The organism is Paenibacillus sp. 7541, assembly GCF_002276395.1.
In the GTDB taxonomy this organism is placed as follows: Bacteria; Bacillota; Bacilli; order Paenibacillales; family Paenibacillaceae; genus Paenibacillus_AQ; species Paenibacillus_AQ campinasensis.
Map to the genome: position 1 here is coordinate 52,085 of NZ_NQLZ01000018.1, position 14,428 is coordinate 66,512.

At 53.3% G+C, this 14,428-nt stretch carries 13 protein-coding genes; all 13 read right to left on the reverse strand.

What is annotated here, in order from left to right:
* Positions 1–2: 2 nt before the first annotated feature.
* The 13 genes from CHH75_RS12335 to CHH75_RS12400 all read right to left on the reverse strand — a co-directional run bounded on the left by CHH75_RS12335 (position 3) and on the right by CHH75_RS12400 (position 14,357).
* Positions 3–1,058 (reverse strand): ABC transporter permease, encoded by a 1,056-nt coding sequence (locus CHH75_RS12335; protein WP_095264281.1) that lies wholly within the window; start codon positions 1,056–1,058, stop codon positions 3–5.
* Entirely contained in the window at positions 1,055–2,584 is a 1,530-nt protein-coding gene (locus CHH75_RS12340; protein WP_095398298.1) for an ABC transporter ATP-binding protein, read from the reverse strand. The genes CHH75_RS12335 and CHH75_RS12340 overlap by 4 nt, the downstream gene beginning before the upstream one ends.
* Before the next feature lie 138 nt (positions 2,585–2,722).
* Positions 2,723–3,844 (reverse strand): BMP family lipoprotein, encoded by a 1,122-nt coding sequence (locus CHH75_RS12345; protein WP_095264279.1) that lies wholly within the window; start codon positions 3,842–3,844, stop codon positions 2,723–2,725.
* Positions 3,845–4,223: 379 nt separating this feature from the next.
* Positions 4,224–4,418 carry a hypothetical protein gene (locus CHH75_RS12350; protein ID WP_095264278.1) on the reverse strand — a complete coding sequence of 65 codons (195 nt, stop codon included), beginning with the start codon at positions 4,416–4,418 and terminating at the stop codon, positions 4,224–4,226.
* A 209-nt stretch (positions 4,419–4,627) separates the two neighbouring features.
* A complete protein-coding gene (locus CHH75_RS12355) occupies positions 4,628–5,626 on the reverse strand; it encodes an SPFH domain-containing protein (protein WP_095264277.1) in 999 nt (332 codons plus the stop codon).
* Positions 5,627–5,646: 20 nt separating this feature from the next.
* The gene (locus tag CHH75_RS25290) at positions 5,647–6,588 is read right to left on the reverse strand and encodes a TPM domain-containing protein (RefSeq protein WP_255223025.1); all 942 of its coding nucleotides are present in this window, start codon (positions 6,586–6,588) and stop codon (positions 5,647–5,649) included.
* Positions 6,588–7,622 (reverse strand): TFIIB-type zinc ribbon-containing protein, encoded by a 1,035-nt coding sequence (locus tag CHH75_RS12370; RefSeq protein ID WP_095264276.1) that lies wholly within the window; start codon positions 7,620–7,622, stop codon positions 6,588–6,590. Before CHH75_RS12370 ends, CHH75_RS25290 begins: the two co-directional genes overlap by 1 nt.
* A 30-nt stretch (positions 7,623–7,652) precedes the next feature.
* Positions 7,653–8,411 carry a PspA/IM30 family protein gene (locus tag CHH75_RS12375; RefSeq protein ID WP_176475545.1) on the reverse strand — a complete coding sequence of 253 codons (759 nt, stop codon included), beginning with the start codon at positions 8,409–8,411 and terminating at the stop codon, positions 7,653–7,655.
* A gap of 632 nt (positions 8,412–9,043) precedes the next feature.
* Complete coding sequence (locus CHH75_RS12380; RefSeq protein WP_483310933.1) at positions 9,044–10,855, reverse strand: ABC transporter ATP-binding protein; 1,812 nt, start codon at positions 10,853–10,855, stop codon at positions 9,044–9,046.
* 144 nt (positions 10,856–10,999) lie between these two features.
* On the reverse strand, positions 11,000–11,494 hold the full coding sequence (locus CHH75_RS12385) for a lasso peptide biosynthesis B2 protein (RefSeq protein ID WP_095398300.1): 495 nt from the start codon (positions 11,492–11,494) through the stop codon (positions 11,000–11,002).
* A complete protein-coding gene (locus CHH75_RS12390; RefSeq protein WP_095398301.1) occupies positions 11,491–11,787 on the reverse strand; it encodes a lasso peptide biosynthesis PqqD family chaperone in 297 nt (98 codons plus the stop codon). The genes CHH75_RS12385 and CHH75_RS12390 overlap by 4 nt, the downstream gene beginning before the upstream one ends.
* A gap of 44 nt (positions 11,788–11,831) precedes the next feature.
* Positions 11,832–13,001, reverse strand: coding sequence for a nucleotidyltransferase family protein (locus tag CHH75_RS12395; protein WP_095398302.1), 1,170 nt, complete (start codon positions 12,999–13,001; stop codon positions 11,832–11,834).
* 18 nt (positions 13,002–13,019) lie between these two features.
* Positions 13,020–14,357: a UDP-glucose dehydrogenase family protein gene (locus tag CHH75_RS12400; RefSeq protein WP_095398303.1), complete on the reverse strand. Its 1,338-nt coding sequence runs from the start codon at positions 14,355–14,357 to the stop codon at positions 13,020–13,022.
* Positions 14,358–14,428: the final 71 nt, after the last annotated feature.

Sequence of the window (14,428 nt, forward strand, 5' to 3'; positions counted from 1 at the left end):
TCTCAGTCCTCCTGCTTTTTGTTTGCCGAACGGCGCAGCCGCAACTTTCGGATCAAACGCTCAATCAGTATGCTTGTCGCCGCAAAATAGATAATGATGGCGATAATTGTATCCGCAATTTCCGGCGGAATGTCGGTCATCGCGTTCATGAACCCTCTTCCGGAATACAGCAGTCCGAAGAACAGGGCCGAAGCCAGTACGCCAAGCGGCGCGTTGGCACCGAGAAGCGCAACCGCGATGCCGTCGAAGCCCTGGCTTGGCAGAATCCCGATCTGAATGCTGGAAGCATTGCCCGTATACTGGGCAACCCCGGCAAGACCCGCGATGCCGCCAGCGATAAACATCGACAGCACGATGCTGCGGTTCACGCCAATGCCGGCATATTCGGAAGCGTGGCGGTTGAAGCCCACCGCCTTCAGCTCGTAGCCCAGCGTTGTTTTATTGATCAGGAAAGCCACGATGATGACCGTTAGCACCGCAATGAAGAATCCAAGATTGATGTAAGAGCCCTGGAACATATCGCTAAGCCATGACTCGCGGAGCATCGCATTGGCCGGAAGCTGCCGCGACTCTGTCTCCACGCTGTCCCCTTTGAAATACGCCGGGATCACATAGTAAACCGTCCAGTAGGCAATCCAGTTCATCATAATGGTCGATACCACTTCGTGCACATTATAACGTGCCTTCAAGAAGCCGGGGACGACCGCCCACAGCGCGCCGCCGATAAATCCGGCCAGCACCATCAGCGGCAGCAGCATACCGCGCGGAAGATCCAGTGACAGACCGACCGCTGTCGCGCAGAAGCCGCCAACCAGCATCTGTCCAGCCGCTCCGATATTAAACAACCCGGTGCGGAATGCAAAAGCGACAGACAGTCCCGTCAGAATGAGCGGCGTTGCGGTCGCGAGTGTATTCCCGATCCGCTCCGGATTTTTCAACCCACCTTGAACGAGATATTGATAGCCTTCAATCGGATTATGGCCGGTCAGCATCATCAGCACGGCCCCCGCCAGCAGTCCGAAGAGGACGGCGAGTAACGATTTCACACTGTTATTCATGACGTGCCCTCCTCCTTATGAATCCCGGCCATCATAAGCCCGAGCTCCTGCTCGTTCGTCTCGGAGGCGTTCACAATGCCTACCAGTTCGCCGTTGTTAATGACCGCAATACGATCCGACAGGTTCATCACTTCATCAAGCTCAAGCGAAACGAGCAGCACGGCCTTTCCTTTATCACGCTGCTCCACGAGACGCTTGTGAATGTATTCAATCGAACCCACATCAAGACCCCGCGTCGGCTGGACCGCAATGAGCAGATCCGGATCGCGCTCGACCTCGCGGCCAATAATGGCCTTCTGCTGATTGCCGCCGGACATGGAGCGCACAACCGACCTGGCGCCGGTGCCTGAACGGACATCAAAGCTCTGGATAATCTGCTCCGCATGCTTGCGAATGACAGCGGGCTGAAGAATTCCATGCTTCGAGTAAGGCTGCTTGTTATACACCTGAAGGATAATGTTCTCCTCCAATGTGTAATCCAGCACCAGCCCCCGCTTTTGCCGATCCTCAGGGATATGGCCGATTCCGTTCTCATTGCGCTCTCGCACAGACAATCCGGAAATCTCTTGACCATTCAGGCGGATGCTTCCGCTCTCGGCCTTCATAAGTCCGGTTATCGTCTCCACCAATTCGGACTGACCGTTCCCATCCACACCAGCGATGCCAACGATTTCGCCTGCCCGCACATCCAGCGTGAACGCTTTGAGCGCATCCACCTTCTTGCTGTTCTTGACCGTAAGGGACTGAATCTCCAGCACCGGTTCACCCGGCTTGCTCTCGACCTTGTCCACTTTAAAGGAAATGCTGCGGCCGACCATCATCTCCGCCATTTCCTCGCGGCTCGTCTCCGCCACATCGACCGTGCCGATCGTCTTGCCGCGGCGAATGACGGTGCAGCGATCCGCTACCGCCTTGATCTCCTTCAGCTTGTGCGTAATCAGAATAATCGACTTGCCTTCCTTGACAAGGTTCTTCATAATGTTCTGCAAATCTTCAATTTCCTGAGGTGTCAGCACAGCTGTCGGCTCGTCAAAAATCAGCACCTCGGCATCGCGATACAGCATCTTCAAAATCTCGACACGCTGCTGCATCCCCACCGAAATATCCTCAATTTTCGCATAAGGATCCACATTCAGCCCATATTTCTTGGACAGCTCTTCGACCCGCTTGGCAGCGGTTCTTACATCGAGCATAAAGCCAAGCCTGCGCGTCTCGCTGCCGAGAATAATGTTCTCGGTCACGGTAAACGGCTCTACCAGCTTGAAATGCTGATGCACCATACCGATGCCAAGCCTGCTCGCCACGTTCGGGTTCGTAATGCGCACCTCTTTGCCACTCACCTTGATCGTTCCACGGTCAGGTTGATACATGCCAAACAAAATGCTCATGAGCGTGGACTTACCGGCCCCGTTCTCGCCAAGCAATGCGTGGATTTCTCCCTTTTTCAGCCTGAGTGTAATGTCGTCATTTGCCACAATACCCGGAAATTCCTTGCGGATGCCCACCATCTCGACAACATAGTCCATGGTCTTATAGGGTCCTCACTTTCTATGGATTAAATGCCTCACTTGAGCCTTACTCATAAAAAGAAGACGGATGGCATCCGTCTCTTCTTAGCAAACACGTCTTTCTCTACTGTCGAAGCACCCCAAGGGATCTTCCTCTTACTTGATCAGATCGCCTTGTTCTGCACTCACGGTCACTTCGCCGGACTTGATCTTGTTAAATACTTCGTCCACCTGGCTCAGCACTTCCTCGCTCAGGTTCGGGTTCTCTTCCGGAAGGCCTACACCGTCACTCTTCGCATCCAATGTGATCGTTTGTCCGCCAGGGAAGTTGCCGTCGAGTTCAGCTTTGATCATATCGTAAGCTGCAGCGTCGATTTTCTTCACCGCGGAAGTCAGAACAACCGACTTGTCCCCGTCATAGATTCCGTCGCTGTATTGGTCAACGTCAACGCCGATGATCCAGATGTCTTCGCCTTGCTCCGCACGGCTCTTCGCTTCGGTAATTGCACCGACGCCTACGCCGCCAGCAGCTGCAAAGATAACGTCCACACCGTTGTTATACATTTGGGCAGCCAGTTGGCCACCTGCCGCTACGTTGTCAAAGGAGCCCTGATACACCACGTTCTCCTTGTTGATGACAAGATTCGTGCCCAGATTCTCATTCGCGTAATTCACGCCTTGCTGGAAGCCCCAGTTAAACTTCTGTACTGGTGGAATTTCCAATCCGCCGATGAAGCCAGCTTGTCCTTCCTTCACGTGAAGGGCAGCAGCTACACCCGCAAGGAAGCCGGATTCATGCTCTGCGAAGAAGATGGATACCGTGTTCTCCTTCACCACAGGCTCTGCTCCAGGCTCGCCGGAGTTCGGCGCTCCGTCAATCAGTACAAATTTGGCATCTGTATATCTGTCTTGTGCCTTGAAGATCGCTGTCTCGAACTTGAAGCCCGGTGTTACGATAAACTTGAAGCCCGCATCATACAGGTTCGTGATTTCTTTCGTATAATCCGCTTCTGTCTCGCCGCCCGGCTTCAGATATTTGTGCTCCAGACCAAAATCCTCGCTGGCCTTCACAATCCCTTCGAACGTGCCTTGGTTGAAGGATTTATCGTCAATGGTGCCCGCATCCGTAACCATTCCGACTTTGAAGTTTGCTTTCGGTGTCTCTTCGCCTGCACTGCCGCTGCCGCTCGGCTCTGTTCCTGTATTCGAAGAACCGCAGCCTGCCAGCATCGTAACAGACAATGCCAGACTTATTAATGATATGACCCCTTTTTTCATTTCAGGATAACCCTCCTAGGAATAATACTGATTGCTATTTTTACAGACTCTTTACTATAACAATATATTAATAAAACTGACCCTTTTCAACAAAAATTTAGCCCATTTCAACCAGCTGCTTCTGTAGCGCGGTAAAACAATTAAGTGGAATATTCCTCCTTGGAAAGGGGATGAAAGGTTTACAGAAATGGACATGCATTGATAGATCAACAATAATAAGTAACACAAGCATTACAGCGGGTGTGAAATTAGGGGTGGTATGTCGGCGGAGCCTTATTTTCCGTGGAAAAAATAACATTCATTTTCCCTTTACATATGTCAAATGAATGTTAAGTTCGAGCAGTTTTAGCCAGCTGTGCAAGCTGTTGAAACTCGTATTTTATTTTCTTTTTCGATTTTGGCTCGTGAATCGGCCATATGTGACAAAGGCAGCAATGATCATCGCGATAAAGCCAATATCGCTCGCGGTATTCTGCGCCAAGCCGAGCAACAGACACACATTCGTCACCAGATTGTTCGTTAGCAGCGCGATGGCAATGAGCAGTATCGGTCGCCATATGTTATATCGTCTCATATTCTAGCAACACTCCTGACCGGTTCTTCCTTGAATCTCTAAGGATAAGGTTAGATGCATTATATCATGAAATTGAAGCGCATACATTGAAAAGTTATAAAAAGAAACAGCCTGTTCGGAATAATTTCCTCCCGATCCAGGCTGCTTCATCCCCGTCTTGCGGGTCCGTTCGTCCTTGCAGACAAGCGCGCTTCTGCTGTCTTTAACCTTTATCCCAGCTTCTGACCACAATTCGGACAGAAGTTGGCGCCTTCGTTCTTCGTCCCGCAGTTCGGGCAGAAGTTCGGCTTTTGTCCGCCGCCGGAGGCTGCACCGCCGCTCGGCGGTTGCGGTGTATTCGAGCCGGAAGACGATGACCCGCCATTCTGGTTCATATTCTTCATCATTTCATTCGCCAGATTCATGCCCATCATCATGCCTGCCATGTCGGAGGCGGCGCCGCCGCCCTGAACCTTGCCGGAAGCAATGCCGTCGGTCATGCTCACCTGCTGGTATTTCTGCAGGTTGCCGATCATCTCATGCGATGCGGTCTTCGTAATCATATCCTGAATTTCCTTCGGGTAATTGAAGCTCATCACCTGGAAGCCTGTAATGGAGATGCCGTTGTCCATCACCTGCATATCCAGATCATCGCGGATGCCTCGGGCGATATCGTCCGCATTGGCCTGAAGGTTGAACATGTCCTTGCCTTCCCGGCTGATCCACTTCATAAGCAGCTGATCCAGCACGGACGTGATGCGAATCTTCACATCCTCGACCAGATAGCTGTTCTTGATGCCGGCGATCTTGTCAATCAGCGTGACGTAGTCGCTCACTTTGAAATTGAAGGTGCCGTTGGCACGTATCGGCATGCCGCCTGGCAGTTGCGGCGTCGGGATCAGAACCGGGTTCTGCGTGCCCCAGCGCACGGTGAACTCCTTCGTGTTCACGAACAGCACTTCGACCCGCATGCCGCTGTTGAACCCGAATTTAAAGCCTTTTAACGTTGACAGAAACGGGATGATCTCCGAGTCGATGTTGTACACGCCCTCATCCTTGAAAATGCCCTCGATTTTGCCATTATTCACAAACACAGCGTCCTGTCCGGCCCGGATGACAAGCTTGCTGCCCTTCTTAATTTCCTTATTGCTCCACTTCCAAAAAATCATGTCGTCCCGAAATTCATCCCATTCCACCACATTGGCGAACTGGTTTCTAAAGAATCCCATCGATACTCCCATCCCTTCTGTTAAAATGAACCTCTGCTGCCGCTGTGCGAATGCCCGCCGGAAGTCCGGCCCCCGCCGCCACCTCCGAAGCCGCCACCGCCAGAGTTGTTGTTTCGTTCGATTTTCCTTTTGGTTGTTGTCGTATGAAGATATTGGTCTCTGCGGGCCCGTACGCCCGACACGCTTGAGTTCTCATAAGTGCGGCCATTGACGGTGACCCGGCCTCCGGCATTGTAAAGCATCAGTCCGACCACAACGCCGCCGATGACAACGGAGATGCCAATCTGAACCCAGATATTATTAAAAATGCTGTCGTCAGCCTCACGCGATGGGGAATACGCCGAACCGGAACCGCCGCCTCTACCGGAACTCGAACTGTTCCCTCCGCCCGAGCCTGTGCCCGAGCTGGTTCCCGAGCTGGTTCCCGAACCCATACCTGAATTCGAATCCGTGCCCATATCCGGTTCCGGGGTTATGCCCATGTATTCATATACATCCTCGATGTACTTCTGGAAGGCAAGTTTATAGTCGCCGTTCGCCATATCGGGCGTAATGTGATCACGAATCTCGTCCGCCCTCTGATTGTTCACATATTCCTCCGCCTTCTTAAAACCGGCAACATAAAACTCGCGGTGGTACATATCCACCATCAGGATGGCCGTGTTTCCGTGAGGCTGATCGTAACCTGGCGCATATTCATCATAAAAGTCCTGTGTCATCCTCATCACATCATAGGCATCCGGACCATCCACCGTCAGGATCATAATGTCCGTCTCTCGTTCAGCCGACCGTTCATTTGCCAACTGATTCAGCTCTTCATACTCCTCGGTTGTGAGCAGACCGGCATCATCAAAGATCAGCTGTTTCTCATCGGCCCTGGCCTCCGTCGCCCAGGAAAGAGCCCCTGTCACGATCATCACGATGAAAAGAAGGGAAGCCAGCAGGATCCGAGCTCTTCTCATTAGGAACCACCTCCCTGTATGATGAGTGATATCAGCTGTTGAACGAGGAATGCTGCTCCCGAGATGCCGGTGAACCACGCAGTCACTTTCAGCTTGCTGATCGGCGGCCTCCCTACCACCTTTCCGGTCTGTCCGTTCATAGCGAATATATAATTTTTCTTATTATAGCTGTAATTGACCATCCATACCGGAAGCAGCACATATTCCGCATGCTTCGCTCTGGTATCGATATCGACATCGGTATAGCTTACCGTGGAATAACCCGTTACCGTGGATGAAATATAGGAGTCGATAAAACTTCTGATTTTGTCCTTGGCCCGAGGCAGCAGCTGACTGTCGGTGTAGCTGTATTTTTCAGCGATGTAACCGGCCAGATAAGGGGTTTTAAACTGCTCAAGCTTGCTGTAAGGGAACGGCTCCAGCTTATCCATGAGCTCGTCGTTCATTTTCTCCGAAGCGTCAATCGGCACCTTCACGTATTCCAGATGAATGTCCCTGTATATGCTGTAATGCTTCGTTTCCGTATACTCATAATCGCCCAGTCTGTAGATCCGGACCTTCGTCGCGCGGCCATGGACCTCTACATCGCTCTTCAGATCATAGAGCCAGAACGGAACGTACACCCCGGTGATGCTCTGCACCCGATTGGCCGTCATAAATCCGCTTGGGGTCAGCAGCCCTTTCCTGCACCATTTCCGAAAAGCCTCCATCGCCTGCTCCTTGCTGATCGAGAACGGAATGATCTGCGCCGGAGCAAGCTTTCCCGCAAGCCGGTCGCCAAGCACAACGGCCGACCCGCAAAAGGTGCAGTTCGTTGCGCTCGTCTCAGGCTCTGTCATAATGACGGCCCCGCAGCTGTTGCAGTGATATTCTCTCGTCCTGTCCTCCTCGGAAAACACCACGTTCGTGAGGGGATCAGAGATAGATTCAATATGATCTTGTCGTCCGCAGCTTTGGCAGGATAATGCTCCCGTATTCGCATCAAACACCATACCGCTGCCGCAGTTCGGGCATTTATACTCAATTACCGGCATTTGTTCACCTCGATCAGCCTATCTATGCGGCTATTCCTTTGGATTTAATCTGGCCTTTAATGCGGCCAGTTCGTCTTCAGCGCTCATCGTCTTCGGTCCATCAACCTCGCTGCTGGAGCCAGTACCCGCATTAACCCCCGCGTCGGGTCCAGCGTTCGACCCACCTGCACGCTGCTCCTTCTCCAGCTGTGCAATCAGGTCATCCAGATCGTCTTCCTGGGCTCCTCCCCGCAGCTCAGCCAGCGCCAGCGCCTCGTTCAGGGCCAGGCTTGCTTTCTCCTCCATGGCGGACAGCGCCGCATGCGCTCCCCCGGCGCCCGCGCCTCGCTCGTTCAGTTCCTGCTGCGACTTCGCCGCGGCCAGCTTGCCCTTCAGCTCCGCATAGCGGGCTTCCAACTGGCCGATATCCTTCACCAGCTTCGCTTCCATCTCCTTCATCTTGGCCAAGTTCGAGGCGGCCGCATCATAGGCTTCCTGAAGAGGGGCAAGCTTCTCAGTTTCCAGCGCCTTGCGCTCCAGAAACTTGAGTGCATCCTCGTCTTTGCCTTCCATCGCCGCTTTCTCAGCATACCGCTGCAGCTTGCGCACGTCAGCCTGACCTTCGTCCAGCGCCCGCTTCGCTCTTCTCTCCTGGGCAACCTGCGACTCCGTTTCGGCCTTCACCTGACCGAGGTCGCTGCGCAGGGCCTGCATATATTCCTTGATCGTCTTCTCCGGGTCTTTCGATCTATCCAGCCAAGCATTCACGTTTGCCGCCATAATATCCCTGAATCTCGACAAAATCGTCATCACGAACCTCCTTAAAAAGGATGATATGTCTCCTAATAATACATGATAAATGGGATGAAGGTTTCATTTTAGGTGAATTTGTATCTATTTGTCAGAAATCAATCATTGATTGTGAAAATAGTCACTTATTGTGGTGTCAGCCCGTGAACTGCAAAAAGAACGCCCCGATCACTTCTGCTCAGGCAGATAGATCGAGGCGTCCTTCGAGCTACAGGATGGCTGTGTGCGTTGCCACTTCGTACTTTTGTGACTTTGTGTGATTTATCATACAAATCCTAGGCTAAATCCAGGGATGACCAGCCATTTGTACGAATCATCATACAAATTCCCTCGTCATCCCCTCCAGGCTTCTGATTTTATATGAAAATCATACAAAATCGGCCATTTTACTGAATATCGGCTTGACCTGTACGAAAAATCATACAAGTCCTCCCCTTATGTTATTCCTGTACATGCAATTGGTACATGTATGGGGATACAAGCTTCTACAACCGCCTGCCACGGCTTACATACGCAAACAAGCGAGCCGAAGGAGCTCTTCCCCTCTCAGCTCGCTATACTTCTTACTTCTTACTTCTTGCCTCTCACTTAAACACCAATGGTTAACCAGACAACTATAACCCATCCAGCGCCTACAACGAAGAGCCGGTCTGATAATTCAGCAGCTGCCTGAAGGTGCCCTTGCTTTCCTGGGCCAGCTGCTGATAGCCCCCCTGCTGTACCACCTGTCCCTGCTCCAGCACGATCACCTGATCGGCGTGGCGAATCGTGGACAGCCGATGAGCGATAACAATGACGGTCATGCTGCCCTTCAGCTTATCCAGCGCCTCCTGAATCCGTCTTTCATTGTCGCTGTCCAGAGCGCTTGTCGCTTCGTCCAGCACAAGAATAGATGGCCGTTTCAGGATGGCTCGGGCCAGCACAATTCGCTGGCGCTCTCCCCCGGATAAACGTATTCCCCGATCGCCGATCACCGTATCCAGACCCTGAGGCAGCCGCCTCACAAAATCATCGGAGGAGGAAAATTCCAGTGCCGCCCACAGCTCCTCATCGGTCGCTTCCGGCGCCACCAGTTTCAGGTTATCGCGGATGCTTTCATTGAACAGAAATGGATCCTGCGCCACATAACCGACCGCATTTCTTAGCGCCATCAGCTGTGTCTGGTCCTTGAGGGATCGGCCATCGACCAGAACCTCTCCGCGTTCAGGCTGAATCATCCCCATCACAAGGTCGATCAGCGTGCTCTTCCCTGCGCCGGATTTGCCGACAATGGCCGTCATGCGGTTGGCGGGAATGAACACACGGATTCCGCTTAATGCGTACTCGGCCGAGGAAGGATCGTAACGGTAATCGACATCCCGGCATTCAATCCCTTCCTGCATATGAAGCCGCGGAGCGACCGCGGCGCTCACCGCCCCTGTCATCTCCCGCTCCGCTTCATACTCCTGCTGCAACTGCCGCATGGTGCGAAAGGCGGGAAGATTCGATACGAGCTGCTCGGAGCTCGTCTGAATGCTGATGAACCTCGGCCATAGCCGTGTAAAAATAAGCACCACCACAAGCAGCGATTCGGCCGGCGTGCGCAGCACCTCCAGCGCCAGAAACACAAAGCCGGCAATCAGCACCACCGAGGACAGCCGGTAAATAAGCTGTGACAGCGCATTGATCCGTCCGAACCGGATGAAGTTCTCCTCCATCTGGCCCGACAGGCGGCTGAACCAGCTCAGATGCGACTGCTCCAGCCGGTTGCTCTTGATATCCTTGATCCCGCTAAAATGGTCCGTAATCCCCGCAAAATAGCGCTTGGACAGCTCGGACGTCTGTTCGCCGATCGACTTCGATTTCCGGATGAATCTGCGTCCGAACAGTGCCAGCAGCCCGCCGCTGATCAGGACGGTCAGCGTAAGTACCGGCGACAGCCAGAAGGCCAGCCCGATCTGAACGAGCGTGAACAGCAGAGAAGATATCATCTGGAGAAACAGGAAGGTGCCCTGGTTCACGCGGCCCAGCTCATTGGACATCACATGATGAAAGTCGGACTTGCGCTTGCGCAGGAAGAACGCCCACTTGGCATGCAGCAGGCCTTCATAGGTTTCCATCCGAAGCGTGCGAATGAATTTCTGCAGAATGGCTGCATTTAGGATCGACTGACTCCGGGTCAGGAGAGCCTGACCGCCGACAATGATCACGAACAGGATCAGCACGCTTGTCAAACTCGGCTTCCACGACCAGGAACGGAGCAGCTCAAGCAGATGGGACACAAGCGGCACGCCGCCCATATCGCCCTGGAATACCCCGACCAGGCCCAGAAGCGGAATGATCAGGTATAAGCCGATCCCTTCCAGCAAACTGATCAGCAGAATCAGGAACATATTGAGATATAGTCTGCCTCCGGCGATCTGACGCAGTTTACGAACATAATAGAATAAATCCTTCACGGTCATAACTCCTTATACGCAGTAGACACCCTATGCCTTCACTCACCCTATGCCTTTCCCCATCTTCTTCTTCTCCCACGCCATGAACTTCACGCACCTTCATACATGCACTTCCTACATGCAGTAAGACATTTTCATGCACGATATCGGCTATATGCGCTGGCGCTTGACGGCCGCCGCTGCCCTGCTCCTCGCGCTATCCTTGCCAAAAATACCGACAACGGCATATCGCTCATGCCCTTCCTTGCCTGTCACGATATACGAGCCGCTGCGAAGCCAGGCGTGCGCGGCCATCTTGCCGTGGTCATCCCGGCCGCTGCCGAGATACAGCGTGCATGCCAGACCTCTTCGCTCCAGCATTTTCATCGCCGCCACCGCCTTGACCAGACACTGGCTCTCCCACCAGGTCACCCGGCTCATCGTATGGATCGCCCTGGAAATTTGACGAAGCAGCTGCTGCTCCCGCTCTGTACAGCCGCTGATTGGCGTCTCCTTCATATATTCGCCAAGGGTATGTCTGACCTTGTGGAAGGGAAGCAGCTTGAATATCCTCCCCCAAGCCAGGAACAGATACGCCTCGATGAACATGAACCGCATAGGCCATGGATAGGATATGAACCGGCGCGCTTTTCGAAGCAAGCTCATTCCGCTCTTGTCACCCGGATCAGGCCTTCGGTTGCCAGCTGGTTCACAAACCTCTCCACCTGCTGTCTGCAAGTGTCCGGCTCGATCTCATATTCGGCTACCAGCTGCTCCACCATCCCCGTGACCGAGATCGGCGATTCGGCCAGCTCCCAGATCCGCCCGCCGATCCGGCCCAGGTTGTAATATTTACCGCTTTCAATATTGAGCATCACTTTCTCGCCATCCATTTCGCTGACCAGAAAGCCCTCAGACTGCACAATCAGATCCTCGGCAGTGATAATCTCCGTGTTCATCCATCGTTCCCTCCTTCGGTGATAACATCAGACAGCCATCAACATCATAGTGACGGTTGTTTCATCCGCCGCCAGAACCATAGAAACGGCCGCAACGGATAATAAAGAAAGCGCAGCGGCTTGGGCAAAGGAAGCATCAACGCGTCCCTTGAGCTCGGGAGCAGCTTACCGGCAATGTAGGCTACGCGCTGCTTGCCTGACATAAGCAGGAACAGGTAGCGGTGATAATGCCAAGCGACGCTTTTCTCCGGCACCGGATTCAATTGGACCATTCGTTTTATATAATGAAGAGCCATTCCGGCGAGTCGATAAGAGCGCACACTCACCGTCTCGTCCGCTAGCGCTTTCGGAACCGCCGCAGACAGCAGCTGACCTGACAGCAGCAATGCCTGGCCTATATAGTGCCGGCCTCCATGCAGCTTAAGATGCGCGATCATATTCGCGCTGCTTGATTGTGGCAGCAGATCCGCGATATCCAGAAGCCACCGCAGCCGGAACCATCCGTGCCTGGCGCCATGCTCCGCAAGATAATGCAGCAGGTCCTCGCCTCCAATCCCGTAGAAGGACTGGCCCGACAGCACGATTTCCTTTCTCCGCGACCACAGATCGTCGAAGGTGCAGTCCTTGCCGGAATGCGGACTTAACTGCCAGTGAATTTCGACCTGGACCCCGTGCTCCGGATGCTCCATCGACAGATGATGGCTTTTCCTTTTCCAGTTGTTCAGGAGCCATTCCTCCTCCGGCACATATCCCAGCTCGATCAGAATTTCCCGGGCCTTCTCCACATCCCGGTCGTCCACAAGCACGTCCAGATCCTTGGAGGACCGGCGTGCCATATCCCCATACAGCTGTAAGGCCAATAAGGGGCCTTTTAGCCAGAGGCTGCGTATGCCGCTGTGCTCGAATGCCTCGCGGACCTGACTCATCGCCCTGCCCAGATGCAGCATCTTCATCATGTTCTGATGATAATGGCGATGCAGAAACGGAATAACATGTTCCGGAACGAGCGCCGAATGCTCTTGCAACGCCAGATACACCGGCGGGACCACCCGATGATGAACCACCAGCTTATTGAACAATGCCCAGTCGAGGTCCGCGGTTAATGGCCTTAACGCTTCCGTATCCAGCTGGCGCTTGCCCAGTAGATGAAGCAGCAATAACAACTCCCTGGACAGATCGTGGACGTATAGCGCATCAGCAGTATTGGTCATCATGATTCACCTCGCCTGCTGTCATAATGACAATAATGGCGCCGGTTCCTTCAAGCCGCTGTTCATGCCCGGGCGTCCGACGGAATAGTACACGATATTCGTGCCCGAAAGCTGCTCTTCTTCATATATATTTCTGCCGTCGATCAGGTATGGCGATTTCAACCAGCCTTCAACCTCCAGCGGCTCCTGCTCCTGAAATTCCTTCCATTCCGTCAGGATGCAGAGGGCATCCGCTTGCCAGGCGGCCTCCCGCGCAGTGCTGCAGTATACAATGCCATCCGAACCGTACTCTTTACGAAAATTGTCTGCAGCAACGGGATCGTACGCCTGTACCTGCGCTCCCCTTTTATGCAGCTCGGCAATGATTTCAAAGGCCGGGGCGTCCCGGACATCATCCGTCTCCGGCTTAAATGCCAATCCCCATACACCGATTGTGGTGCCAGCCAGGTTGCCCAGCAGCCCTTCCAGCTTGCGGATCACATTATAACGCTGCTCCCGGTTCACATCGACCACCGATTTGAGCAGCTTGAAGTCATAATCCATCTGTCCGGCAATTTGAATGAGCGCTTGGGTATCCTTCGGAAAGCAGGAGCCGCCATATCCGATCCCGGCCTTCAAGAAGGACGAGCCGATGCGCTTGTCAAAACCCATGCCATAAGCCACCTTGGTCACATCAGCTCCGACCTTCTCGCATATGTTCGCAATCTCGTTGATAAATGAAATTTTCGTAGCGAGGAACGCATTGGATGCATACTTGATCATTTCAGCACTGCGTATATCGGTGACAATCAGATGATCCGTCAAGCGGCTGTGCAGCTCTACCAGGCATTCCGCAGCCCTTGCACTATCCGTGCCGATAACGACGCGGTCCGGATTCAGTGTATCCGAGACGGCAGTCCCCTCCCGCAGGAATTCGGGCACCGATGCGATGTCAAACACTTCCTCCGTATGCTGACGGATCATATCTCTGATGCGCTCATTCGTACCAACCGGGACCGTGCTTTTGGTCACGATGATTTTGTAGCCGTTCATCGCCTGACCAATCTCCGCAGCGGCTTGCTCAATATAGCTAAGATTCGCCTGTCCGTTCGGCAATGATGGCGTCCCTACGGCAATGATGACAAGCTCGGACGCCTCTACGGATGCACGGAGATCGGTGGTGAAGCTCAGCCGTCCAGCCTCCCGATTGGCGCTGATGAGCGGCTGAAGCCCGGGCTCGTAGATCGGCACTTCGCCCCGGTTTAGCTGATCAATCTTGGCTTCCATTTTATCTACACAGATGACCCTGTTGCCAAGCTCTGCGAAGCAAACCCCGGACACCAATCCGACGTAACCCGTACCGATTACCGTTATTCTCATTGTTTTCACTCCTACTTTAAAAGATTTACCGGATATCCTGTCAAACTTGCTTCCAGAGCCGGAGAACGGGA